This window comes from Pantoea sp. X-Soil-TKNS-1279 (assembly GCF_059730565.1).
The window spans coordinates 3,411,673-3,436,662 of sequence record NZ_AP035948.1 but is presented as its reverse complement, the minus strand read 5'-3'; the positions used below and the strand labels follow the sequence as shown (position 1 = coordinate 3,436,662).

At 54.9% G+C, this 24,990-nt stretch carries 18 protein-coding genes; 13 read left to right on the top strand and 5 right to left on the bottom strand.

Going from position 1 to position 24,990, the window contains the following annotated elements:
* Positions 1-84: 84 nt before the first annotated feature.
* The 4 genes from AC6I8N_RS16080 to mutH form a co-directional block, all read right to left on the bottom strand.
* The gene (locus AC6I8N_RS16080; RefSeq protein WP_497829460.1) at positions 85-1,125 is read right to left on the bottom strand and encodes an NADP(H)-dependent aldo-keto reductase; all 1,041 of its coding nucleotides are present in this window, start codon (positions 1,123-1,125) and stop codon (positions 85-87) included.
* Between the two features lie 143 nt (positions 1,126-1,268).
* A complete protein-coding gene (locus AC6I8N_RS16075; protein WP_021184578.1) occupies positions 1,269-1,487 on the bottom strand; it encodes a YgdI/YgdR family lipoprotein in 219 nt (72 codons plus the stop codon).
* Between the two features lie 116 nt (positions 1,488-1,603).
* Complete coding sequence (locus AC6I8N_RS16070; RefSeq protein ID WP_021184577.1) at positions 1,604-2,314, bottom strand: TerC family protein; 711 nt, start codon at positions 2,312-2,314, stop codon at positions 1,604-1,606.
* Positions 2,315-2,377: 63 nt separating this feature from the next.
* Entirely contained in the window at positions 2,378-3,067 is a 690-nt protein-coding gene (mutH, locus tag AC6I8N_RS16065) for a DNA mismatch repair endonuclease MutH (protein WP_021184576.1), read from the bottom strand.
* Between the two features lie 684 nt (positions 3,068-3,751).
* Between mutH and rppH the strand changes: the two genes are divergently transcribed.
* From rppH to recD, 12 genes are all read left to right on the top strand, one after another.
* A complete protein-coding gene (gene rppH / locus AC6I8N_RS16060) occupies positions 3,752-4,282 on the top strand; it encodes an RNA pyrophosphohydrolase (protein WP_021184574.1) in 531 nt (176 codons plus the stop codon).
* Between the two features lie 12 nt (positions 4,283-4,294).
* Positions 4,295-6,541 (top strand): phosphoenolpyruvate--protein phosphotransferase, encoded by a 2,247-nt coding sequence (gene ptsP, locus AC6I8N_RS16055; protein WP_021184573.1) that lies wholly within the window; start codon positions 4,295-4,297, stop codon positions 6,539-6,541.
* A 113-nt stretch (positions 6,542-6,654) separates the two neighbouring features.
* Positions 6,655-7,536, top strand: a complete 882-nt coding sequence (gene lgt / locus AC6I8N_RS16050; RefSeq protein ID WP_497829459.1) for a prolipoprotein diacylglyceryl transferase — start codon at positions 6,655-6,657, stop codon at positions 7,534-7,536.
* Complete coding sequence (thyA, locus tag AC6I8N_RS16045) at positions 7,533-8,327, top strand: thymidylate synthase (RefSeq protein WP_208723707.1); 795 nt, start codon at positions 7,533-7,535, stop codon at positions 8,325-8,327. The genes lgt and thyA overlap by 4 nt, the downstream gene beginning before the upstream one ends.
* 174 nt (positions 8,328-8,501) lie before the next feature.
* Complete coding sequence (locus AC6I8N_RS16040; RefSeq protein WP_497829458.1) at positions 8,502-8,972, top strand: prepilin-type N-terminal cleavage/methylation domain-containing protein; 471 nt, start codon at positions 8,502-8,504, stop codon at positions 8,970-8,972.
* Complete coding sequence (locus AC6I8N_RS16035; protein WP_415175235.1) at positions 8,963-9,502, top strand: prepilin peptidase-dependent protein; 540 nt, start codon at positions 8,963-8,965, stop codon at positions 9,500-9,502. The genes AC6I8N_RS16040 and AC6I8N_RS16035 overlap by 10 nt, the downstream gene beginning before the upstream one ends.
* A complete protein-coding gene (locus AC6I8N_RS16030; RefSeq protein WP_497829457.1) occupies positions 9,499-9,918 on the top strand; it encodes a DUF2509 family protein in 420 nt (139 codons plus the stop codon). Before AC6I8N_RS16035 ends, AC6I8N_RS16030 begins: the two co-directional genes overlap by 4 nt.
* The gene (locus tag AC6I8N_RS16025) at positions 9,863-10,198 is read left to right on the top strand and encodes a prepilin-type N-terminal cleavage/methylation domain-containing protein (RefSeq protein ID WP_497829456.1); all 336 of its coding nucleotides are present in this window, start codon (positions 9,863-9,865) and stop codon (positions 10,196-10,198) included. Before AC6I8N_RS16030 ends, AC6I8N_RS16025 begins: the two co-directional genes overlap by 56 nt.
* Before the next feature lie 81 nt (positions 10,199-10,279).
* Positions 10,280-13,660 carry an exodeoxyribonuclease V subunit gamma gene (gene recC / locus AC6I8N_RS16020; RefSeq protein WP_497829455.1) on the top strand — a complete coding sequence of 1,127 codons (3,381 nt, stop codon included), beginning with the start codon at positions 10,280-10,282 and terminating at the stop codon, positions 13,658-13,660.
* 106 nt (positions 13,661-13,766) lie between these two features.
* Positions 13,767-16,664, top strand: coding sequence for a pitrilysin (gene ptrA / locus AC6I8N_RS16015; RefSeq protein WP_497829454.1), 2,898 nt, complete (start codon positions 13,767-13,769; stop codon positions 16,662-16,664).
* Positions 16,661-20,200: an exodeoxyribonuclease V subunit beta gene (gene recB / locus AC6I8N_RS16010; protein WP_497829453.1), complete on the top strand. Its 3,540-nt coding sequence runs from the start codon at positions 16,661-16,663 to the stop codon at positions 20,198-20,200. The genes ptrA and recB overlap by 4 nt, the downstream gene beginning before the upstream one ends.
* Positions 20,197-22,032, top strand: a complete 1,836-nt coding sequence (gene recD / locus AC6I8N_RS16005; RefSeq protein ID WP_497829452.1) for an exodeoxyribonuclease V subunit alpha — start codon at positions 20,197-20,199, stop codon at positions 22,030-22,032. The genes recB and recD overlap by 4 nt, the downstream gene beginning before the upstream one ends.
* A gap of 83 nt (positions 22,033-22,115) precedes the next feature.
* Here the strand turns inward: recD and argA are convergent, their stop codons facing one another.
* Positions 22,116-23,444, bottom strand: coding sequence for an amino-acid N-acetyltransferase (argA, locus tag AC6I8N_RS16000; RefSeq protein ID WP_021184562.1), 1,329 nt, complete (start codon positions 23,442-23,444; stop codon positions 22,116-22,118).
* A gap of 232 nt (positions 23,445-23,676) precedes the next feature.
* Here argA and amiC point away from each other — a divergent pair, with 232 nt between their 5' ends.
* The gene (amiC, locus tag AC6I8N_RS15995; protein WP_497829451.1) at positions 23,677-24,921 is read left to right on the top strand and encodes an N-acetylmuramoyl-L-alanine amidase AmiC; all 1,245 of its coding nucleotides are present in this window, start codon (positions 23,677-23,679) and stop codon (positions 24,919-24,921) included.
* Positions 24,922-24,990 lie beyond the last annotated feature (69 nt).

Sequence of the window (24,990 nt, the reverse complement as noted above, 5' to 3'; positions counted from 1 at the left end):
GTAGCTGCGCGATAAATCGCGCCGCTACGGATGATGGTACGCTTGGTAGCGGCGCAATTTATTGCGCGATGTTGAGTGTGCGTATCAAGGCGCCGGGTAAGTAAACTGGCGGTGAATCGCCTCAATGCCTTCCAGCACGTCCGCATTTAACGTCAGATTAAAACTCTCAACATCGGTCTTCAGCTGTTCCAGCGTGGTCGCCCCCAGCAGGGTGCTGGCAACGAAGGGTTGCTGACGGACATAAGCCAGTGCCATCTGCGAAGGATCGAGATTGTGCTGCTTCGCCAGCGCCACATAGGCCGCTACCGCTTGTTGCGACTGCTCGCTGCTATAGCGGGTAAAGCGACTGAACAGGGTGTTACGCGCACCAGCAGGTTTGGCACCGTTCAGATACTTACCACTCAGGGTACCAAATGCCAGGCTGGAGTAAGCCAGCAGCTCTACGCCTTCATGCTGGCTGATCTCCGCCAGACCCACTTCGAAGCTGCGGTTCAGCAGGCTGTAGGGATTCTGAATGGTGACGATGCGCGGCAGTTCATGTTTTTCCGCCAGTTGCAGATAACGCATCACGCCCCAGGCGGTTTCGTTCGAGACGCCGATATAGCGAATCTTGCCGGCACGGACCTGCTCGGTCAGCGCTTCCAGCGTTTCCAGCAACGTCACCGGTACGGTCGATTCCGTATATTGATAACCCAGCTTGCCAAAGAAATTGGTCTGGCGCTGCGGCCAGTGGAGCTGATAGAGATCGAGATAGTCGGTATTCAGGCGCTTCAGGCTGGCTTCCAGCGCTTCACGGATATTTTTACGATCCAGCGCCTGGTTAGGGCGAATGGAGGCATCCGCGCCACGTACCGGACCCGCCACTTTGCTGGCGAGGATGATCTTGTCACGGCTGCCACGCTTTTTCAGCCAGCTGCCAATATATTGTTCAGTTAATCCCTGAGTTTCCGGGCGCGGCGGCACCGGATACATTTCTGCGGTATCAATCAGGTTGATCCCCTGGCTGACAGCATAATCCAGTTGCGCATGAGCATCGGCTTCGCTGTTCTGCTCACCAAACGTCATGGTTCCCAACCCCAGCTGACTCACTTCCAGCGTGCTATGGGGGATACGGTGATAGTGCATTGCCGGCTTCCTTTTTTCATTATGGAATGGAATGTTGTGTCCTGTGGGACTATAGCGCGTTGATCGGCGCGGAAGGAAGGGGGGAAAGTTCGGGAAATCGCCTGCACAACTGGAAAAATACCGCAGGCGATGAAATTTGGCACTTAACGCTCAATGATGGTGGAGACCTCGTCACCATTGATCTGCATCTCATGGCCTTTTTCGTCGGTGTACTGCACCAGGCCGGTGTCTTTATCAATCGACGGCTTACCTTCCGTCATGATCATGCGACCATCTTTGGTCGCCATCACGTAATCACTGCTGCAACCGCTTAACACCAACGCCGCCAGCACTAACCCCACTACACTTACCAACCCTTTCATTCGCCACTCCCTACACAGCTTCAACAGCAAAAGTGTAGTAATAAATGTTTTGGGCGTCTGAGGTAATCGCATGATTCTTAAAATCAGTGGGCGAGAATAACTCGCCCTTGACTTTGTCAGGCCGCGCCTTTCTTGCCGCGCATCAGGTTGAGGCACTCCACGGCCATCGAGAAGAACATGGCAAAATAAATGTAACCTTTTGGTACATGGACGCCAAAACTCTCCAGAATCAGGGTAAAGCCCACCAAAATCAGAAACGCCAGCGCCAGCATTTTCACCGATGGATGTCGGTCAACAAACTCGCCAATGGTTCGCGCGGCAAACATCATCATCAGCACGGCAATCACCACCGCCATCATCATAATGATCAGATGGTCTGACAGACCGACAGCGGTAATGACAGAATCGAGGCTGAAAATAATGTCCAGCAGCATAATCTGCACGATGGCCCCGAAGAATGAATGGACGTTGGTTTTATGTTCCTCTTCTCCACCTTCGATCGTCTCATGGATCTCCATGCTCGATTTCCACAGCAAAAACAGGCCACCGAACAGCAGAATCAAATCACGCGCCGAGAAGGCGTGGTCCATCAGTGAAAACAGGGGATTGGTCAGGCGGGCCACCCAGGCAATCGAGGCCAGCAACCCGATACGCATCAGCATGGCACCCATCAGCCCCAGACGGCGAGCGCGATTTTGTTGATGTTTGGGGAGTTTAGCGACCACCAGAGAAAGGAAGATGATGTTATCAATGCCCAGCACCACTTCCAGTATGGTTAACGTTCCCAACGCCAGCCAGGCATTCGGATCAGCAATCCAGTCAAACATGTGTAGATTTAATCCTAAACGAAAGTTAAACGGCGATTATACACGATATCGTTGACGCTCCGGTTACGGCAGCAAAAAATGGCGCGCCAGCAGTGGTCCGGTAAAACTTTTCTTCAGATAAAAGCCGCGCGGGAGCGTCATGATAGGCTCGCCGTGAGCACCGATGGCTTCGGTCAGTGCTTTGCTGTTTGCCGCTTTGGGGCGGATTTGTAGCCAGGCACCGTGACGAGCGGTGATGCGTTCCACCTGGCCCAACACGATCATATCCATCAACTCTTCCCAATCTTCGCGCAGTTGTTGCTCTTCTTCGGCATTTGGCTGCCATAGCAGCGGTGAGCCGACGCGACGTTCCGCCAGCGGCAAGGCGCGATCGCCTTCAACCGGGATCCACAACACCCGTGCCAGCTTATGGCGCACATGGCTGGTTTCCCAGGTAACGCCGCTGTTCCCGGTGAGCGGTGCAACACATACGAAGGTGGTCTCCAGCGGTTTTCCCAGGGCATCGACCGGAATGGTTTTCAACTCAATGCCGAGATGGGCGAAATCCTGCTCCGCTTTACTGCCCGCGCTGGCACCGAGATGCAATTCCAGCAGCATCCCCACCCAGCCCTTATCCCGTTTCAGATTGGCGGGCATCGGCAGGTTAAGCTGGGCCGCCAGCGCGGCGAAAGTCTGGCCTGCCAGTTGTTGTGCACGTTGCAGTAATTCCGCTTCGTTTTGCGGCGTTGCGGGAGGAAAAGCTGGGGAACTCATGGTTTTGCTCGTGTTGGTTAAATGATAAACAGCAGGCTGCCAGAAAGGTTGTCCACATTTCATAACCGCCGGGCCTGAAGATAATAGCATGATTCGGCATACTTTTTTATTCACCCTCACCCAGCCTTTACCGCAGCGGTGGCAGGTTATCCCGGTTTGTTATCGACAATAAACAGGATCTTAAACCCAGTTATCCACAGAAAGATGGGATAACCCCCACTTTCCTGTACCCCTGTTTCGATTTCCAGCCTTGACTTTAGTGATTTGTTGGCTTTTTTTCCCATTTCTGACCAGGTTTAGGTCATTCTCTGTGGATAAAAACGACGGAGGTCGATCTTTGACCAGTTCGCTAAGGGGCGGTTTTACAAAGCCCCGGTTTCTGGATATGAATTTCGTGTTTTTTATTTTATCATTATGATTATAATGATTTTTAATATTGTCCGGCCCTGTCTTGATAAGACTTTTCCTAACCGGTTATTCATTTAATTCCCGTGTTCTGCACAAAGCTATCCACAGAAAAGGTGCATAAGATCGCCTGGAAAACCCCATCGCTGTTTATAACTTGGCTAAACTCTGTGAGTTATCCTGTAATTGTTCCGCCATCTCCCCTGATATCCAGTGGTTTACCGCCTGTAAGGAGTGTGAAACAATCAGACTATTCAAATTTAGCTTTGAGGTAGTCCAGTGATCGATGATGATGGCTACCGCCCGAATGTTGGTATCGTAATCTGTAACAGGCAGGGACAAGTGTTATGGGCCAGGCGCTTTGGACAGCACTCCTGGCAATTTCCTCAGGGAGGCATCAATCCCGGTGAAACCGCAGAACAGGCGATGTATCGCGAACTGTTTGAAGAAGTGGGTTTGCACCGTAAAGATGTTCGAATACTTGCTTCAACCCGTAACTGGTTACGTTACAAATTGCCAAAACGTTTGGTGCGTTGGGACACAAAGCCGGTATGTATCGGCCAGAAACAAAAGTGGTTTCTTCTGCAGTTGATGTGTAGTGACGCGGATATCAATGTGCAACACAGCAGCACGCCAGAGTTCGACGGCTGGCGCTGGGTCAGCTTCTGGTATCCGGTGCGTCAGGTTGTCTCCTTCAAACGTGATGTCTACCGTCGCGTAATGAAGGAATTCGCTGGCGTGGTGATGTCTATGCAGGAGAGTGCGGGGCAGCAGCGCAATGCCGCAGCCCATCGACGTAAAAGAGGATAGGCCACGCCCTTTATGCTCACTCAGTTGCGCGAAATAGTTGAAAAAGTGGCGAGTGCGCCGCGTCTGAATGAAGCACTCGACCTGCTGGTAAACGAGATTTGCCTTGCGATGGAGACCGAGGTTTGCTCGGTCTATCTTGCCGATCACGATCGGCGTTGCTACTACCTGATGGCAACGCGCGGGCTGAAAAAACCGCGTGGCCGCACAGTCACGCTGGCGTTTGATGAAGGTATTGTCGGGTTGGTTGGTCGTCTCGCCGAGCCGATTAACCTCGCCGATGCGCAGAGCCATCCCAGCTTCAAATACATCCCCTCAGTGAAAGAGGAGCGTTACCGCTCCTTCCTCGGCGTGCCTATTATCAGCCGCCGCCAGCTGCTGGGTGTGCTGGTGGTGCAGCAGCGTGAACATCGTCAGTTTGACGAAAGCGAAGAATCCTTTCTGGTTACACTGGCAACGCAAATGGCGGCTTTGCTGTCGCAGTCGCAGCTTGGCCAGCTGTTCGGCCAATTTCGCCAGTCACGGGTAAAAGCCATTGCCGCAGCGCCCGGTGTGGCGGTGGCGCCGGGTTGGGTGGATGAAACCCAACCGTTGCTCGATCAGGTTTCCGCCGCTTCTACGCTGGATGTGCAGCGCGAACGCGATCGTCTGGCGGTCGCCATGAGCGAGGCCGCCAATGAATTTCGTCGCTTCAGTAAACGTTTTACCGCCAGCGTGCAGAAAGAGAGTGCGGCGATCTTCGATCTCTATTCGCACCTGCTGACGGATGCCCGACTGAAAAAAGATCTGTTCGCCGAGATCGAACGAGGATCGGTGGCCGAATGGGCAGTCAAAACGGTGATCGAGAAGTTTGCCGCGCAATTTGCCAGCTTGCAGGATCAATATCTGCGCGAGCGCGCCGGGGATTTGCGGGTATTGGGTCAGCGCCTGTTATTCCACCTCGATGATACCCTGGTCGGCACCAATGCCTGGCCAGAACGTTTTGTTCTGGTGGCCGATGAATTGACCGCGACCACCCTGGCCGAGTTGCCTCATGAACGCCTGGCGGGTGTGGTGGTGCGTGACGGCGCTGCGAACTCCCATGCGGCGATCCTGACGCGAGCAATGGGTATCCCGACGGTGATGGGGGCAGATATCCTGCCAGCCCAGCTCAACAAACGCTTACTGATCGTTGACGGTTATCGCGGCGAGTTGTTGATCGATCCTGAACCGGTGCTGGTGCAGGAGTACCAAAGGCTGATCAGCGAAGAAAATGCGCTGAGTAAAATGGCCGAAGATGTGGTGGAGCAGCCGGGCGAACTGAAAAGCGGCGAACGGGTGCAGGTCATGCTGAACGCCGGTCTTAGCCCGGAACATGAACAGGCGCTCGACAGTTGGGTTGATGGGATTGGCCTGTATCGCACCGAAATTCCCTTTATGTTGCAAAACGGCTTCCCGTCAGAAGAGGAGCAGGTGGCGCAATATCAGGGCATGTTGCAGCTGTTCCACAACAAACCGGTGACGTTACGTACCCTGGACATCGGCGCAGATAAGCAGCTGCCGTATATGCCAATCAGCGAAGAGAACCCCAGCCTGGGCTGGCGTGGTATCCGTTTAACACTTGATCAGCCAGAGATTTTTCTGGTGCAGGTCCGCGCCATGCTGCGCGCCAATGCGGCGTCTGGCAATCTGAGCATTCTGTTGCCGATGATCAGCCATATCGACGAGATCGAAGAAGCACGTCGCCTGATCGACCGCGCCGGACGTGAAGTGGAAGAGATGCTGGGCTACGTGATTCCTAAGCCGCGCATTGGTGTGATGATCGAAGTGCCGTCGATGCTATTTCTGATCCCGCATCTGGCGGATCGTATCGATTTTGTCTCTGTCGGTACTAACGATCTTACCCAGTATCTGCTGGCGGTGGATCGTAACAATACCCGTGTCGCCAACCTCTACGATCCGCTGCATCCGGCGATGCTGCGTGCGTTGCAATTGATTGCTCAGGAAGCCCACAAGGCCAAGCTTGAGCTCTGTCTGTGTGGTGAAATGGCCGGCGATCCGATGTGTGTTGCGCTGCTGGTGGGGCTGGGTTATTACCACCTCAGCATGAACGGGAAAAACATTCCGCGCGTCAAATACCTGCTGCGCCACCTTGATAAAGAGGACGCACAGAAGCTCAGCGAGCTGGGCGTGGCGGCAAATACGGTGTCGGAAGTGCGTCATCAGGTTTCGGCGTTTATGGAACGGCGCGGTCTGGGCGGATTGATCCGTGGTGGTCGTTAAGGTTTACATTTCTGCGGCATATGTATGAAAACCCGCTGTGCTATGATGCGCAGCTTTGATTGTATTGCCCTTGGCCACACCCGTTTTCAGGGCAGAAAATTTCATGGTGAAAGATGACTAACGGCTATATCGCTTTTCCCCAATTTGACCCGGTGATTTTCTCCATCGGTCCGATTTCGCTCCACTGGTACGGTTTGATGTATCTGGTGGGTTTTGTGTTCGCTATGTGGCTGGCGGTGCGTCGCGCTAACAAGCCAGGTAGCGGCTGGAAGAAAGAGGAAGTGGAGAACCTGCTGTACGCCGGTTTCCTTGGCGTTTTCCTCGGCGGGCGAATTGGTTATGTGCTATTCTATAACCTGCCGTTGTTCCTTGAGAATCCGCTCTATCTGTTTAAAGTCTGGGATGGCGGCATGTCATTCCACGGTGGCTTGATTGGTGTGATCGTGGTGATGCTGGTGTTTGCCCGTCGTACCAAACGTACCTTCTTCCAGGTTTCTGATTTTATTGCGCCGCTGATCCCGTTTGGTCTGGGTGCGGGCCGTCTCGGTAACTTTATCAACGGTGAGCTGTGGGGCCGTGTGGCACCTGATTTTAAATTCGCCATGCTGTTCCCCGGTTCGCGCAGCGAGGATGTGGCATTGGCTGCCACTAACCCGCAGTATCAGTCATTGCTGAACACCTACGGCGTGTTGCCGCGTCATCCGTCGCAGCTGTATGAATTGATGCTGGAAGGTGTGGTGCTGTTTATCATCCTCAATCTGTTTATTCGCAAGCCGCGCCCGATGGGTAGCGTCTCCGGCCTGTTCCTGATTGGTTACGGTGCGTTCCGTATTATCGTTGAATTCTTCCGCCAGCCGGATGCCCAGTTGGGTCTGTTCGACGGTGGTATCAGCATGGGGCAGATTCTCTCTACTCCGATGATTCTGGCCGGTGTGATTATGATGGTTTGGGCGTATCGTCGTCGCCCGCAGCAACAACCCCGCGAGGTAAAATGAAACAGTATCTGGATTTGATGCAACATGTGCTGAATGAAGGCGCAGAAAAGGCCGACCGTACCGGTACCGGCACGCTTTCCATTTTTGGCCACCAGATGCGTTTCAATTTGCAGGATGGTTTCCCGCTGGTCACCACTAAGAAGTGTCATCTGCGCTCGATCATTCATGAGCTGCTGTGGTTTCTGCAAGGTGATACCAACATTGGTTATCTGAAGGATAACAAGGTCACCATCTGGGATGAGTGGGCGGATGAGAACGGCGATCTTGGCCCGGTGTATGGTAAGCAGTGGCGCAGCTGGGGCAGCGCCAATGGCGAACAAATCGACCAGATTAGCCGGGTGATTGAGCAGTTGAAGCGCGACCCGGATTCGCGCCGAATCATTGTTTCGGCGTGGAACGTCGGTGAACTGGACCAGATGGCGCTGGCACCTTGCCACGCATTTTTCCAGTTCTACGTAGCGAACGGCAAACTCTCTTGCCAGCTTTATCAGCGTTCGTGCGATATCTTCCTTGGTCTGCCATTCAACATCGCCAGCTACGCGTTGCTGGTGCATATGGTGGCGCAGCAGTGTGACCTGGAAGTGGGTGATTTTGTCTGGACCGGTGGCGATACCCATTTGTACAGCAACCACCTGGAGCAGGCGCGCCTGCAACTGACTCGTGAACCGCGCCCTCTGCCGAAGCTGATCATCAAACGTAAACCTGCCTCTATCTTTGACTATCAGTTCGAAGATTTCGAGATTGAAGGTTACGATCCCCATCCGGCCATCAAAGCGCCGGTCGCGATCTAATACCGCGTAGTGTGCCCCGTCGCGGCGCGATTTATCGCGCCGCGCGTGCCTTTTCAGATCGCCCTCGCAAAATTCTGTAACCCACTGTATTCATCTGGTATTTCCTGCGTACTCTTTTCCAGAGTACATTTTCTCGCCTTGAGCGAAACACGCCAGTCACGCATTCTGACGACCATGAACAGAAACGATGAAAACGGCTTTACCTTGCCGGAACTGTTGGTGGTGATGGTGATTGCGGGCGTGCTGAGTCTGGGCGCAATGCAGGGATGGCAACGCTGGCAACAGCAGCAACAACTCCGGGAAAGCGTGCTGCAACTCCAGGGTTTTTTATTACGGCTGCGTGCCTGGGCCAGTTGGCAAAATGCCGAGGCCAGCCTGTGGCTGCAACCAGGGAATCCGGGCTGTATCGGCAGCGGTCCGCGCCCGTTGGACGGTTGTCAGTCAACATCCCGTTGGATATTTGTCCCACCACATGCCGGTGTGAAGCTGGTCAACATCATCGGTGAGCCAGGATTCTATGGCCGCCGCGATGTAGCGCGGGCTGGCAGTATTGATGTTGAAAGCAGCGACGGCCGCTGGCGGGTGATCATTTCAGCGCGAGCACGTATTCGCGCCTGCCAGCCGGGAGAGAAGGGATGCGAATAAACCAGGCCGGTTTTAGCTTGTTGGAAATGTTGATGGCAATGGCGGTGGGGGCGGTGTTGATGGTAAGTGCCGGGCGTTTTTTACCGCTGTTGCTGGCAGAAAACCTGCGTTTACAACAGCGTGTACAACTGCAACAGGAACTACAGCAAATCACGCAAACGCTACAAAAAGCGTTGCGGCGAGCGGGTTATTGCAATGGGGAATGCAGTGGCCCGCCACTAACCATCCGGGAAAACGGCAGTTGTGTCTTGTTGCGCTGGGATGAAAACAGCAATGGCCGCTGGGAAGGCGTTGGCCATAGCGACAGTGATTTTTATGGTTACCGATTACGCAGTGGTCAGCTTGAAATGCAGCGTGGCGTGGATGACTGCAATGGCAATGGCTGGGAACGTTTGACCGACCCTGAGTTTCTTGCGGTGGAACAGTTCAGAGTTGAGCGGGAGGCAAGGCGCCTGATGGTGCAGCTGACGGGCAAGGTGGCTGAACAATCACTTACGCAGGAGAGCTGGGTCACGGGGGAGAACCTGTGAATCAGGCGGGAAACAGTACGCTGGGAATGGTGCTGATGGTGTTGCTAATGGGGGGCCTGACCTTACAGGCTACACGTACCCGGCTGACACAGGACATGGTGCTGGTTGCGGATGAACAACACTATCATCAGGATTTCTGGCAGGCAGCGGGCGCATTGCAATGGGGGACAGTGCAACACTGGCCGCACAGCCAGGGCTGGCAATGTCAGGATTGGGCAGCCGAAAAGTGGCGCAGTTGTCTGCTACGGATGGAGGGTGACAATGGTTTATTGCAGGGACATGGAACGGAACGGGAGCTGGCACTGTGGCATTGGGTGTCAATTCAGGGGAACCAGCTCAAACCACGGGCGCAGGGCTGGATTGACTACTGCCCGCTGGCCGACGCCGCATTATGCCAGGCAGCAACAGGGATTTAGTCTGGCGGAAACGCTGGTCGCGATGCTGTTGCTGGCGATGAGCATCAGCGCGTTGCTGCATTATCATCGGGCATTAACGTTGAGCTTTAGCCAACAATGGCAACAACGTCAGGCATGGCGGGTGGCGGGGCAGGCGTTGCTTGGGCACGATGTATCCGGCTGGCAGATTCAGCGTCAGCAGCAACTTCAGCCGGGAGGCTGTGTACTGGAACGAGCAACCGTCCGTGGTCCACAGCAGCGCACAGCGTCACTGGCAAGGTTGGATTGCTCATCTCCCTGATTATGTCCTTGCGGTAGGCATCCCCAACGATAAAGGGTAGAGTGACCGGGCTGCGTCGTTTTTAATTTATCAGGAGTCTTCATGTTCCGGGTTTACCACTCCAATCAGCTTGACCTGTTAAAAGATCTGGCGGTCACGTTGATTAAATCAGAACCCCTTACAGACCCGCTGGCGGCTGAACAGGTTCTGGTACAAAGCCCCGGTATGGCGCAATGGCTACAAATGGAACTGGCGAGCAGCTTTGGTATTGCGGCCAACATTGATTTTCCGCTCCCCGCCAGCTTTATCTGGAACATGTTTGTGCAGGTGCTGCCAGATATTCCGCAGGAAAGCGCCTTCACGAAAGCCAGCATGAGCTGGAAACTGATGCATCGCCTGCCCGCCCTGTTGGAGCAGGAAGCATTTCTGCCGCTGCGTCACTACCTGAACGACGACGATGATAAGCGTAAGCTGTATCAGCTCAGTGCTCGCGTTGCAGACCTGTTTGACCAGTATCTGGTCTACCGATCGGACTGGCTCAATAGCTGGGAGCGCGGCGAGCTGATTGAAGGGTTGGGTGATTCGCAACAGTGGCAGGCAGCATTATGGCGCGACCTGGTCAGCTTCACCGAAAGCCTTGGTCAGCCGCTCTGGCACCGTGCCAATTTATATGCACGCTTTATCCGGACACTGGAGCAGGCAGACAGCCCGCCGCCAGGCTTGCCGCAGCGCGTATTTATTTGCGGGATTTCGGCACTGCCGCCGGTTTATTTGCAGGCGCTGGAGGCTCTGGGGCGCCACATCGATATTCATCTGCTGTTCACCAATCCCTGTCGTCATTACTGGGGGGATATTCAGGATTACGCATTTCTGGCTAAGCTCCAGAGCCGTCAGCGCCGCCGACTTCATTCCAATGAACAGCAATCGCTGTTTCGCGATCCTGCGTTGGCCTCGTCGCTGTTTAATGACGCGGGTGAACAACAATTAACGAATCCGCTCCTCGCATCGTGGGGCAAGTTAGGGCGCGATAATCTTTTCCTGCTCAGTCAGATGGACGCGGCTACAAACGATATTGATGCTTTTGTCGACATGCCCACAGATACTTTGCTGCATGCGTTGCAGGCGGATTTACTTGACCTGGAAGATAATGCGGTAATTGGTGTCAACGCCGGGGAACTGGCAAACAGCCAGGGAAAGCGTTTGCTGGATCCGCAGGATCATTCGCTGACCATTCAGGTGTGCCATAGCGCCCAGCGTGAAGTGGAAATTTTGCAGGACCATTTATTGGCGCTGATGGAAGCCGATCCAAACCTGAAGCCGCGCGATATCATCGTGATGGTGGCAGATATCGACAGCTACGCTCCCTTTATCCAGGCGGTGTTCGCCAGCGCACCATCATCGCGTTATTTGCCGTTCGCCATCTCTGACCGCCGTGCCAGCCAGGCACATCCGGCGATCCTGGCGTTGCTGAGTTTACTCGCACTGCCGGAGAGTCGCTTCGCTTCGGAAGAAGTGCTGGCGCTGTTGGAGGTTCCGGCACTGGCGCAGCGCTTCTCGGTGGATGAAAGCGGATTACGCCTGCTGCGCCGTTGGGTGATGGAATCCGGGATTCGTTGGGGGCTGGATGATGCCAGCGTGGAAGCACTGGCACTCCCGGTCACCGGGCAGCACACCTGGCGTTTTGGTTTGCAGCGTATGCTACTGGGCTATGCGCTGGAAAGTCGCAACGGCGACTGGCAAGGCATCCTGCCTTATGACGAATCCACCGGATTAATTGCCGAACTGGCGGGGCATCTGGCGGAGTTGCTGGCAAAACTCGATGACTGGCGTACGCGACTGACGCAGGAGCGCACCCTTAATGACTGGTTGCCGCTATGCCGTGAAATGATCGAGAGTTTCTTCAGCGGTGATAGTGAAAGCGAAGCGGCGCTAATGCTGGTGGAAACCCAGTGGAAACAGATCATTGAGCAGGGCATGCAGGCCTCTTATCAACAAGCGATTCCTGTGACGTTACTGCGCGATGAGTTACGTTCACGGCTCGATCAGCAACGCATCAGTCAACGTTTCCTTGCAGGCCCGGTTAATTTCTGTACGCTGATGCCGATGCGTTCGATCCCGTTTAAGGTGGTGTGTTTGTTAGGGATGAATGATGGTGTTTACCCCCGCACTCTGGCACCGCTTGGCTTTGATCTGATGCAACAGCAGATGCGCAAAGGCGATCGTAGCCGCCGTGATGATGACCGCTATCTGTTCCTTGAAGCGTTAATTTCCGCGCAGCAGCAGCTGTATATCAGCTACATCGGCCGTGCCATTCAGGATAATACCGAGCGCTATCCCTCGGTATTGGTCACGGAGTTGGTTGACTATCTCGGTCAGAGCTTCTGTCTGCCGGGGGATGAAGCCTGTGAACCGGATGTCAGCGAGCAGCGCGTGCGCGAACATTTGCAGACGCTGCACAGCCGTATGCCATTTGCCCCTGAAAACTATTTGCCGGGGCGTAATGGGCAAAGTTTTGCCGCTGAGTGGTTACCTGCCGCCGCAGGGCAGGGTGAGGCGCAGCCTGATTTTGTCCAGCCATTGGATGCGCTGCCACTCACCACATTGTCGCTGGAGCAACTTTTGCGTTTCTGGCGTCATCCGGTACGTGCCTGGTTTCAGCAACGGCTGGGGGTGGCTTTCTGGATGGAAGAGAGCGAGTTGCCTGATAGCGAACCTTTTGCTCCTGACAGCCTCGAACGTTATCAGATCAACGCGCAGTTGCTGAATACCCTGGTTGCCGGAGAGGATCCTGCGCAGTTATATGCCCGTCATCGCGCGGCGGGTAACCTGCCATATGGCGCTTTTGGGGAACTTTTCTGGCAAAGCCAGACCGAAGAGATGCAGGAAGTGGCCGCTGAGGTCAGTGGACAACGTCAAATATCGGAAAGCTGGGAAGTGAATCTACGGCTTGGTGATGTGCAGTTGACCGGCTGGCTTACGCAGGTGCAAGCTGATGGACTGCTGCGCTGGCGTCCCGGCGTACTCAATATGAATGATGGTTTACTGTTGTGGCTGGAACATCTGGTGTATTGCGCGCTGGGAGGCAGTGGCGAAAGCCGGATGTATGGGCGTAAACAGAGCCACTGGCGTTTTAACGCACTTCCTTGTGACCAGGCGCTGAGTTTGTTGCAGGAGTATGTGGCTGGGTATCAGGCAGGATTAGCACAGCCACTGATGCTGTTGAATAAATCCGGCGGAGCCTGGCTGGAAGCGAGTTTTGATGCCAAAACCCGCCAGTTACTGGATGACGAGGCGACGCAGAAAAAAGCGCGCAGTCGGCTGTTACAGGCCTGGCAGGGTAGTTTCCAACTGGAAGGTGAGGGCAGTGATCCTTACCTCCAGCGTCTGAGCCGTGTGCTTGATGACACGGCATTACAGGCAATCACTGAGGCGGCACGACGCTGGTATTTGCCAGTACGTCTGGCGCATCAGGATGATGAATAGCAATCGGGTGACGGTGTGACAGGATGTCGTCCCCACCACAATAAAAAAGTCATTTTTTGACCGCCGGGTGCACAGCCAGCGGTAAAGGGTAACGTAAGGGGTTTAAATGCGGATTTACGCACGCTGGATAGCGGCGCTGCTGCTGAGCGTCACGGCATTGGTTGCTGTGGCTGATGAGCAACGTGGCTGGCAGCCAGTCAATGAAACCATTCGTAAGAGCGATCATGATCCACGCGCCTACCAGGCCATTACGCTGACAAACGGTATGACCGTATTGTTAGTCTCCGATCCCGCCGCACCGAAGTCGCTGGCAGCACTGACCTTACCGATAGGATCCCTCGATGATCCCAATCAACAGCTGGGGCTGGCGCACTATCTGGAACACATGGTGCTGATGGGGTCGAAGCTGTATCCGCAGCCGGATAACCTCGCAGAATTCCTGAAAAAACATGGCGGCAGCCACAATGCCAGCACCGCGTCTTATCGAACGGCGTTCTATCTGGAAGTGGAAAATGATGCACTGCAACCGGCGGTGGATCGTCTGGCCGATGCTATTGCTGAGCCGTTGCTGGATCCGGTCAATGCCGATCGTGAGCGTCATGCGGTTAATGCGGAATTGACGATGGCGCGATCGCGCGATGGTTTGCGCATGGCGCAGGTGGGCGCGGAAACTCTCAACCCGGAACATCCCGGTGCGCGTTTTTCGGGCGGCAACCTCGATACGCTGAAGGATAAACCTGATAGCAAACTGCATCAGGCATTGCTCGATTTCTATCACAGCCACTACTCGGCTAACCTGATGAAAGCGGTGATTTACAGCAACAAACCGTTGCCGGAAATGGCGGATATTGCCGCGAAAACGTTTGGCCGCGTGACCAATCATCAGGCTAAAGTGCCGGATATCAGTGTGCCGGTGGTGACTGATGCACAGAAAGGCATCATTATTCATTATGTGCCTGCTCAGCCGCGCAAACAGCTGAAAATTGAATTCCGTATTGCCAATAATAGTGACCGTTTCCGTAGCAAAACGGATACATTGATCAGCTATTTACTCGGTAATCGCAGCAAAAACACCCTGAATGACTGGCTACAACGCCAGGGGCTGGCGGACGGTGTTAACGCCGGAGCCGATCCGATGACCGAACGCACCAGCGGCGTGTTTGCCATTACCGTGTCCCTGACTGATAAAGGTCTGGCGCAGCGTGATGAAGTGGTCGCGGCGATCTTCAGTTACCTCGATATGCTGCGGAATAAAGGCATCGACAAAGCCTATTTCGATGAAGTTTCCCATGTGCTGGCGCTGGATTTCCGTTATCCCTCCATCACCCGCGATATGGATTACATCGAATGGCTGGTTGATACCATGCTGCGCGTGCCAATTGAGCATGCGCTGGATGCCCCATACCTGGCGGATGATTATGATCCTGCCGCCATCAAAGCGCGTCTGGCGGAGATGACACCGCAGAATGCGCGCATCTGGTATATCAGCCCGCAGGAGCCGCACAACAAAGAAGCCTACTTTGTGAATGCGCCCTATCAGGTGGATAAAATCAGCGATGCCCAGTTCAGTGACTGGCAACAGCGCGCGGCTGCCATCCAACTGTCAATGCCGACGCTTAACCCTTATATCCCGTCAGATTTCTCGATTATGCCGTCTGATGGCAAAACCTATACCCATCCGGTGGCGCTGACTACAGGCGACAGCATGCGTATTTTCTGGATGCCAAGCCAGTTCTACGCCAGTGAACCTAAAGCCGCCATCACCCTGGCGCTGCGTAACAAAGCGGCGATCAGTGATGCTCAGCAACAAGTGTTGTTTGGCCTCAATGACTATCTCTCCAGCCTCGCGCTGGATCAGCTGAACTCTCAGGCCTCGGTTGGCGGTATCAGTTTCTCCACCGGAGAAAACGATGGGCTAGAGTTCAATGCCAGTGGCTTCACTCAGCGTTTGCCTGAGTTGCTGAAAAAGCTGGTTGAAGGCTATGCCACCTTCACGCCGACTGAGCAGCAACTGGAACAGGCGAAATCCTGGTACCTTGATCAGCTGGAATCCGCCGACAAAGGCAAAGCCTTTGAGCTGGCGATTCAGCCAATGCAGATGCTGTCGCAGTTGCCTTATACCCAACGCGAGGTGCGCCGTAAGCTGGTGAAAGAGATCACCCTGAAGCAGGTAACGGACTACCGTGATGCACTGATCCACCACGCCACGCCAGAAATGATCGTGGTCGGGAATCTTCCTGCTGACCGGGTTAAACAGTTGGGGGAGGACCTGAAACAGCAGTTGCAAAGCGATGGCCATCGTTACTGGCATAGCGACTATGTGTCGATTGAGAAACCGATTAAAGCCAATCTGCAAAAAGCGGGCAGCAGCACCGATTCGGCACTGGCGGCGCTCTATGTCCCGCTGGGTTACAGCGAATATCAAAGCATGGCAAACAGCTCAATGCTGAGCCAAATCGTGCAGCCCTGGTTCTACAACCAACTGCGCACCGTAGAGCAATTGGGTTATGCGGTGTTTGCTTTCCAGATGCCGGTAGGCCGACAGTGGGGTATCGGCTTCCTGTTGCAAAGCAACAGCAAACAACCCGCTTTCCTGCTGCAACGTTTCCAGGCGTTCTATCCACAGGCGGAGCAGCGTTTGCGCAGTATGAAACCGGAAGAGTTTGCCCAGTATCAACAGGCGATGATCAACGATCTGCAACAACGCCCGCAAACGCTCGATGAGGAAGCAAATCGCTACAATCGTGATTTCAACCGGCAGAATTTTGCCTTTGATACGCGTGAAAAAGTGATTGCTCAGATTCAGCAACTGACCCCCGTCGGACTGGCGGATTTCTTCCATCAGGCGGTGCTGGCTCAGCAAGGCATGGCAATGATTTCGCAAATCGGCGGCAGCCACGATGGCACGGTGAAAGACGATTATGCTCAGTTGCCCGGCTGGACCACCTGGCAGGAGCTTTCGCAGTTGCAACAGTCGCTGCCGGTTAAGAGTGACGCCCAATGAGTTTGCAGCCAGAATCGCTCAATCCGTTAACGCTGCCGTTGCGTGGCGAACGGTTAATTGAGGCATCCGCAGGCACGGGGAAAACCTTCACCATCGGTCTGCTTTACCTGCGGTTGTTGTTAGGGTTGGGAGGCGAACGAGCCTATACCCGCCCACTCTCGGTGGAAGAGATTCTGGTGGTGACTTTCACGGAAGCCGCGACCGCAGAATTGCGTGGGCGCATTCGCGCAAATATCCACGAACTGCGGCTGGCTTGTATTCGTGGTCACAGCAACAACCCGATGTTGGCTCAACTGCTGACGGAGATGCCGCAACCAGCGGATGCTGCGTCCCTGCTGCTGGCAGCGGAACGGCAGATGGACGAAGCGGCAATCTTTACTATCCACGGCTTCTGTCAACGTATGCTCAACCTTAATGCCTTTGAATCCGGCATGTTGTTTGAGCAGCAGTTGATTGAAGATGAGCAACAGCTGCTGAAGCAGGCCTCTGCCGATTTCTGGCGACGTCACTGTTATCCGCTGACGCTGGACGTGGCGCGAGCCATCGTGGCGGAGTGGAGTGGCCCGGAGCAGTTGCTGGCAACCCTGCGTCCCTGGTTACAGGGAGAAACGCCTGGCCTGCAATCTCCCCCGGCGGCTGATGAAACTTTGGCTACGCGACATGCGCAGAATCTGGCACGTATTGCAGATATTAAAGCGCGCTGGGTTGCGGTGGGCGAAGACATTGTTAGCCTGATTAGCGATTCCGGGGTCGATAAGCGCAGCTACAGCAGTAAAAATCTGCCGGTATGGGTTAACAAAGTGTCGCTCTGGGCGCACAGCGAGACGCTGGACTATCAGGTGCCCCCGGAACTGGCCCGTTTTGGTCAGCAGGTGCTGGACGAGAAAACCAAAAAAGGGGAGGCCCCGCGTCACGCATTGTTTGTCGCGATTGACCAGTTCCTGGCGCAGCCGATTTCTCTGCGTGATTTGGTGATTGCCCGGGCGCTGAGCGAAGTTCGTGAGGCGGTGCGTAAAGAGAAACGTCTGCGTGCGTTACTTGGCTTTGATGACCTGTTGAGTCGTCTGGATGAAGCGCTGCAACAACCCGGCGGGGCACAGTTGGCACAGGTCATCCGCCAGCGTTTCCCGGTGGCGCTGATTGATGAATTTCAGGATACCGATCCGCTGCAATACCGTATTTTCAGCACGCTGTATGTTAATCAACCAGAGCATGCTTTGCTGTTGATCGGCGATCCCAAGCAGGCAATTTATGCCTTCCGTGGGGCTGATATTTTTACCTATATCCGCGCCCGTAATGATGTGAGCGCTCACTATACGCTCGATACCAACTGGCGCTCCTCACCATCAATGGTGACAAGCGTCAACCAGCTATTCTCCAGGCTCAAAGCCCCGTTTCTGTTTGCCGATATTCCTTTTCTGCCAGTGAACTTTGCCGTACCGAACCAGACGTTGACCCTGAGTCTTGACCAACAACCACAGGCGGCATTGCGTTTTTGGTTACAACCCGGCGAAGGATGCAGCGTGGGGGATTATCAACAGTTGATGGCGCAGCAGTGTGCGGCGGATATCAGCCGCTGGTTGCAGGCTGGTCAGCAGCAACGTGCGTTGTTAGGAAAAGCCCCGGCTTTGCGACCGGTGCAGGCATCCGACATCACCGTGCTGGTCCGTAGCCGCAACGAAGCCAATCTTATTCGTGAGGCATTGAATCAGCTGGCGATCCCGTCGGTATACCTGTCGAACCGCGATAGCGTGTATACCACGCCGGAAGCGCGTGAACTGCTGTGGCTGCTACAGGCGGTTTTGGCACCGGAACAGGAGCGTATGCTGCGTACCGCCCTGGCAACCTCATTGTTTGCCTTTGATGCGGCGCAACTGGATGCGCTTGACCAGGATGCGCGCGGATGGGATCAACTGGTGGATACTTTTGCCCGCTGGCAGTTGGTGTGGCAGCAACGTGGTGTATTGCCCATGCTGCGGGAGATGATGCTGGAGCGTCAACTGGCGGAAAACCTGCTGGCTTCCGAAAACGGTGAGCGTCGTCTGACTGACTTGCTGCATCTTGGCGAGCTGTTGCAGGAGGCGGCCAGCCAGCTCGACAGTCCTCATGCCCTGGTGCGTCATCTGGCGCAGCAGATTGCCCGCCCGGACAGTCAGGCGGCCAGTCAGCAATTGCGTCTGGAAAGCGATCGCCATCTGGTGCAGATCGTCACCATCCACAAATCGAAAGGGTTGCAGTATCCCCTTGTTTGGCTGCCATTTGCCGCCGGTTATCGCGAGGCCGATAGCGCGTTGTATCACGACCGGGAAAACTTCGGGGCGGTGCTTGATCTGCAAAATGGTGAGGCCAGCCTTGAGCTGGCAGAACAGGAGCGTCTGGCGGAGGATTTGCGCCTGTTATATGTGGCGCTTACGCGTTCGGTGTATCACTGTAGCGTTGGCGTGGCCCCCCTGTTCCGTGGCACGCGAAAGAAAGAGGGAGCCAGCGATCTGCATAAAAGCGCGTTGGGTTATCTGCTGCAGCGCGGTGAGGCGGCAACAGCGGAGCAGTTGGCGGCGTTGCTGGCGGAGATGAACGCTGACGGTACCGAAGTGGTGCTGGCCGGGGAGTCTGATGCCACGCGCTGGCAAGCGCAGACCGTCAGTGAAGAGACATTAAGCGCACGGGAGGTCACGCGTGTGCTGGCCGAACCCTGGCGCGTTACCAGCTATTCAGGCTTGCAGCAGCATGGCAGCAGTCGTTTGCTGGAGGTCATGCCTGGGTTTGATGTGGAAGCATCTGGCGATGAGTCGGGTGAACCTCAACCATCAGCGTTGACGCCCCACCATTTTCCGCGTGGTGCCGCCCCCGGCACCTTTCTGCATGAATTGTTTGAGTCGCTGGATTTCACTCAACCGCCAACGGATGCGGCGCTGGAGCAGCATCTGCAACAGAATGGTTATCCGCTGCACTGGCAGCCGATGTTGAGCGCATGGATTGCCAGGGTCGTCAGTACACCGCTTGATGAGCAGGGTATTCAGCTGGCAGGAGTGCAGACAAAAGATCGCCTGGTAGAGATGGCGTTTTATCTGCCGATTGAGGGCATGTTGCTGGCCGAAAAAATGGATAAGTTGGTCAAAAGCCATGACGAATTATCCCGCCAGGCGCCAGCTCTCGATTTTCGTCAGGTGCAGGGCATGCTGAAAGGCTTTATCGATTTAGTGTTTCGCTGGCAGGGGAAATATTATTTGCTGGATTACAAATCTAACTGGTTGGGTGACAGTCATGCCGCGTACACGCCGCAGGCGATGGCCCAGGCGATGATCGACCACCGTTACGATTTGCAGTACCAACTCTACAGCCTGGCACTACACCGTTATCTGGAGCATCGCCTGGTGGATTACGACTATGAACAGCATTTCGGTGGCGTATTCTATCTGTTTTTGCGCGGCATGGATGGCAGCTCGCCTGCCAATGGGGTGTTCCATACCCGCCCCTCCCACGCATTCATTACCCAACTGGATAACCTGTTTCGCGGCGAAGGAGCGACATCATGAGTAGCATGACTGCGCTGCTGACTCAGGCGATGGCGTTGCGTTTGTTGCGCCCGCTCGATATCCAGTTTGCCTGCCTGTTGGCAGATGACACTCAACCGGCACGTTTGCTGGCGGCGGCCTGTCTGAGCGCGGAGGCCGGTGAGGGGCACGTTTGTCTGCCTTTGACACAATTGACGGCGGAGCAATTATTTAATGGCCGACATCCTGAGCTGGCCCAGGCGATGTGGCAGGCTGCGGGTGCCCCGCAAGACTGGCAAGCGGCGTTTCACGATTGGCCCGCGCTGAGTGATGGCTCACAGGCTACCCCGATGGTACTGACGCAACAGCGGCTCTACCTGCATCGCTTATGGCAGAACGAAGGTCAGGTCGCACGCTTTTTCCGTGTGGATGCCGCACCACAGCAATTCGCGCCAGAAGTGGTGCGCCCGGTGCTGGATGTGTTGTTTGGTACCCAGGCAGAAGACTGGCAGAAAATTGCCGCTGCGGTGGCGTTAACGCAGAAAACCGCGGTGATTTCTGGTGGGCCAGGCACCGGGAAAACCACCACGGTGGCAAAATTGTTGGCGGCGTTAATCCGGCTGAGTAAGGACCCACTGCGCATTCAACTGGCCGCACCGACCGGCAAAGCGGCGGCACGCCTGACGGAATCGCTCGGTAAGGCGTTACGGCAACTTGACGTCAGCGAGGAAGAACGCCTCTGCTTCCCGGCAGAAGCCACCACGTTACATCGTTTATTGGGGGCGCAGCCGGAGACACAACGCCTGCGCTATCATGCCGGTAATCCTCTGCATCTGGACGTGCTGGTCGTGGATGAGGCCTCAATGGTTGACCTTGGCATGATGGCGAACCTGATTGCCGCGTTGCCGCCACAGGCTCGCGTCATCTTCCTCGGCGATCGCGATCAGCTTGCATCGGTAGAGGCCGGGGCGGTGTTGGGGGATATCTGTCGGTGTGCGGAGGCGGGTTATAGTCCGGTACGTGCAGCACTGCTGAGTCAACTGACCGGATGTCATCTGACGGGCAGGGAAGATCCCCAGGCTCCACAGGTACGTGATGCCATTTGCCTGCTACGCAAAAGTTACCGCTTCGACGCACAATCCGGTATCGGCCAGTTAGCAGCCGCCGTTAATCAGGGGGATGTGGTTACGGTCGAACGGGTGTTTGGTGCGGGCTTCAGCGATATCTCTCGCCAGCCGTTGAGCGATACTGAGGCGTATCAGACGATGCTGACACAGGTCGCAGAGGGATATCGACCCTACCTGAACCTGGTTGCCGAACGAGCCGACCCTGCCACGATTATTTATGCTTTTGGCCGTTATCAGCTGTTGTGTGCGTTACGTGAAGGGCCTTTTGGTGTTCAGGGGCTTAATCAGCGTATTGAACAGAAACTGATTCAGTTGCAACTGCTGCGTCGTCCGGCTGGAGGCAGTCGCTGGTATCAGGGGCGACCGGTGATGGTGACGCGCAACGACAGCGCATTGGGGCTGTTCAATGGCGACATTGGCATTACCTTACTGGACGAGGAGGGACTGCTGAAAGTCTTCTTCCCGTTACCGGATGGCACCATCAAAGCCGTTCAGCCCAGCCGCTTACCGACGCATGATACGGCTTGGGTGATGACGGTGCATAAATCCCAGGGATCGGAGTTTGAGCATACCGCGCTGGTCATGCCGGCGCAGTTTCTGCCGGTGCTGACCCGTGAACTGATTTATACCGCCATTACCCGTGCACGCCATCAATTGACGTTGTTCAGCGATGAAGGGGTATTCCGCCGTGCGGTACAACTGCGCACGCAGCGCAGAAGTGGATTGCTGGAGAGATTGGTTTCGTAGCGGCGGGATTTATCGCGCGGGTTTTTATTGGCATCGCGCACGAAATCGCGCGATGAATCGCGCCGCTACGGCAGGCGGAACAGTTAGCGCAAATCTGCCATCAACACTTTAGAACGGCGCTGATAGTTGTACATCTTTTTCTTGCTCTCCGGCAGCGATTCAATGTCCACCGGTGTGAAACCGCGTTCCTGGAACCAATGAATGCTGCGGGTGGTGAGCACGAACAGCTTTTTCAGACCCATCTGCCGTGCCTGCAATGCCACACGTTGCAGCAGTGCTTCGCCGCGTGACGAGCTACGATAATCCGGATGAACGGCCACACAGGCCATCTCGCCAATTTGTTCGTCCGGGAACGGGTAGAGTGCCGCGCAGGCAATGGTCAGGTTATCGCGTTCGATGATGGTGAACTTGTCGATCTCCATTTCCAGTTGCTCGCGTGAACGACGTACCAGAATCCCTTGTTGTTCCAGCGGGCGAATCAGCTCCAGAATGCCACCAATATCATTGATGGTGGCACGACGAATCTGTTCGGCAGACTCCATGACAATCTGTGTGCCGATACCGTCACGCGAGAACAACTCCTGCAACAGCGCGCCATCTTCCTGATAGCTGATTAAATGGCTGCGACGCACGCCGCTGCGGCAGGCTTTGACTGCGCCACGCAGAAAACGCACCGTGCCAGAAAGGAAATCACCTTCGTTTTCCATTTCATCAATACGCGCCTGGGCGTCGTTCGGGAACAGTTCGGAAATGATATTGCCATCGCGGTTGGTCACGCCCTGTTCAGAACAGAAGCCGATCATTTTTTCCGCTTTCAGTTTGATCGCCAGTTGGGTAGCGACTTCTTCTGAAGTCAGGTTAAAACTCTCACCGGTAACGGAAACAGCAACCGGACCAAGCAGCACAATCGCCCCGTTATCCAGCTGACGATGGATTGCCTCTTCGTCGATACGACGAATGCGTCCACTGTGGCAGTAATCCACACCATCATCGACGCCAAGAGGTTGGGCGATGATGAAGTTGCCGCTGACCACGTTAATATGCGCGCCCTGCAAAGGGGTGTTGTTCAGGCTCATCGACAGACGCGCGGTGATATCCAGCTGTAAACGACCTGCCGCCTGTTTCACCAGCTCCAGTGATTGCGCATCGGTAACACGCGTATGTTTATGATAAGTCGGCTCCAGTTGATGCTGTGCCATGCTGGCATCAATCTGCGGACGGGCGCCGTAAACCACCACCAGGCGGATGCCAAGGCTATGCAACAGACCGATGTCGTTAACGATGCTGGAGAAGTTATCATGCTCGATGGCCTCGCCACCCAGCATGATGACAAAGGTCTTGCCACGGTGGGCATTTATATAGGGAACGGTATGGCGAAAACCCTGAACCAGTTCAGTACTACGTTCCTTCACGGCAAACCCTCTGTGAATGGTTATTCGAAATTTTTGTATTTTTATGCTTTATTGCGCCGTAATGCAAGCGGCCAGCCTGACGTTACTTTACGAATTTTCTGATGCAACCTGCGCTAACAGCCTGCATTATCTGGCTTTTCCTGAGTGGGAAGGCACCAGGGACTGGCTAAAGTTTTCATCTTCTTTTACTCAACTGGCGATATTTTAGACATTACGCAGTAGCTGGAGAGGCATGTTTGACGTAAATCCTTTTTTTTCACGCCGACGATTATTGCAGGGAGCGGGCGCGCTATGGTTGCTGAGCGTGACGCGCAGCGGGCTGGCGGCCAGCCAGCATATTATGGCCGTGCGCATCTGGCCTTCGTCGACGTACTCGCGCGTTACGCTGGAATCCAATGTTCCCCTGCAATACAAACAATTCACGCTGAGTCATCCCGACCGTCTGGTTATCGACATCAACAATCTGCATATCAATCCGGTGCTGAAAGGCGTCGATAAACTGGTGCGCGTTGATGATCCCTATATCAAAACAGCTCGCGTGGGGCAGTTCGATCCCAATACGGTGCGTATTGTACTGGAACTGAAGCGCAGCGTGGCACCACGCAGCTTCACCCTCGATCCGGTCGCGGGGATTAAGCATCGGTTGGTGGTCGATCTTTATCCCAGCCAGCGTCAGCCGGAAGAGGATCCCTTACTGGCGTTACTCCAGGATTACAATCAGGGCGATCTGGATCGCGATCAACCTGCGCAGGCTCCGTTACCGGGTAAAGCCGGACGGGACCGCCCGATTATCATCATGATCGATCCAGGTCATGGCGGGGAAGATCCGGGCGCGCATGGCAAATATAAAACGCGTGAAAAAGATATTGTGTTGAAGATGGGGCGTTATCTGAAGGCGCTGATCGACAAACAACCCAATATGAAAGCCTATATGACGCGCAACGAAGATGTATTTATCCCGTTGCGTGTCCGGGTGGCAAAAGCGCGCAAGCAGCGTGCGGATTTGTTTGTGTCAATTCACGCCGATGCCTTTACCAGCCGCGCGGCGCGCGGTTCGTCGGTGTTTGCGCTTTCCACCAGCGGCGCAACCTCTGCTGCGGCACGCTTTCTGGCACAAACCCAGAATGAATCAGACTTGATTGGTGGCGTCAGCATGAGCGGCGACCGTTATCTCGACCACACCATGTTCGATATGGTGCAGCGTCAGACCATTCATGACAGCCTGAAGTTTGGCAAAGAGGTGTTGTCGCGCATGGGGCACATCAACCATCTGCATAAACGTACGGTGGATCAGGCCGGTTTTGCGGTGTTAAAAGCGCCGGATATCCCGTCGATTCTGGTAGAGACGGCGTTTATCAGTAATGTGGAAGAAGAAAGGAAGCTACGTACAGCGCGTTACCAGCATCAGGTAGCGGAAGCCATTCTGCATGGCATCAAAGCGTATTTCGAGAAGGGGGCGGTGCTGGCGCATCGCTGATGGTTGTGGCAAGGATGCCGCGATTCTCCAGACGATAAAAACAAAAAAACACCCGTTAAGGTGCTTATT

Coding starts and splice junctions, on each gene's coding strand:
- AC6I8N_RS16080 (WP_497829460.1), bottom strand. CDS start 1,125: ATGCACTATCACCGTATCCCCCATAGCACGCTGGAAGTGAGTCAGCTG.
- AC6I8N_RS16075 (WP_021184578.1), bottom strand. CDS start 1,487: ATGAAAGGGTTGGTAAGTGTAGTGGGGTTAGTGCTGGCGGCGTTGGTG.
- AC6I8N_RS16070 (WP_021184577.1), bottom strand. CDS start 2,314: ATGTTTGACTGGATTGCTGATCCGAATGCCTGGCTGGCGTTGGGAACG.
- mutH (WP_021184576.1), bottom strand. CDS start 3,067: ATGAGTTCCCCAGCTTTTCCTCCCGCAACGCCGCAAAACGAAGCGGAA.
- ptsP (WP_021184573.1), top strand. CDS start 4,295: ATGCTCACTCAGTTGCGCGAAATAGTTGAAAAAGTGGCGAGTGCGCCG.
- lgt (WP_497829459.1), top strand. CDS start 6,655: ATGACTAACGGCTATATCGCTTTTCCCCAATTTGACCCGGTGATTTTC.
- thyA (WP_208723707.1), top strand. CDS start 7,533: ATGAAACAGTATCTGGATTTGATGCAACATGTGCTGAATGAAGGCGCA.
- AC6I8N_RS16040 (WP_497829458.1), top strand. CDS start 8,502: ATGAACAGAAACGATGAAAACGGCTTTACCTTGCCGGAACTGTTGGTG.
- AC6I8N_RS16035 (WP_415175235.1), top strand. CDS start 8,963: ATGCGAATAAACCAGGCCGGTTTTAGCTTGTTGGAAATGTTGATGGCA.
- recC (WP_497829455.1), top strand. CDS start 10,280: ATGTTCCGGGTTTACCACTCCAATCAGCTTGACCTGTTAAAAGATCTG.
- ptrA (WP_497829454.1), top strand. CDS start 13,767: ATGCGGATTTACGCACGCTGGATAGCGGCGCTGCTGCTGAGCGTCACG.
- recB (WP_497829453.1), top strand. CDS start 16,661: ATGAGTTTGCAGCCAGAATCGCTCAATCCGTTAACGCTGCCGTTGCGT.
- recD (WP_497829452.1), top strand. CDS start 20,197: ATGAGTAGCATGACTGCGCTGCTGACTCAGGCGATGGCGTTGCGTTTG.
- amiC (WP_497829451.1), top strand. CDS start 23,677: ATGTTTGACGTAAATCCTTTTTTTTCACGCCGACGATTATTGCAGGGA.